1 pseudogene is annotated in these 213 nt (G+C 40.8%); it reads right to left on the reverse strand.

What is annotated here, in order from left to right:
* Positions 1–76: 76 nt before the first annotated feature.
* Positions 77–213, reverse strand: a pseudogene (locus tag ACEN33_RS12630) (IS30 family transposase); the annotation flags it as partial.

A 213-nucleotide genomic window follows, 5' to 3' on the forward strand; every position in this document is an offset into this window, starting at 1 on the left:
CGCCTCTTCTTCACACTATTTCATGTGAAGAAGAGGCGTCTTTATATAACGATAGGAATTCATTTCCCCTTAACTTAATGACATTGATATATATACGGCTTTTTCGTTCTGCAAAGCTCGCAAAACAACCTTTACTCTTGCCTCGAGAAGAAACAACTGTGTCGAGTTCCCAATGCCCGAACTCTTTTCGATTCTTCACAGATTTGGGGCGTT

The sequence above is a fragment of the Ruoffia sp. FAM 24228 genome (assembly GCF_045528575.1).
GTDB lineage: Bacteria > Bacillota > Bacilli > Lactobacillales > Aerococcaceae > Ruoffia > Ruoffia halotolerans.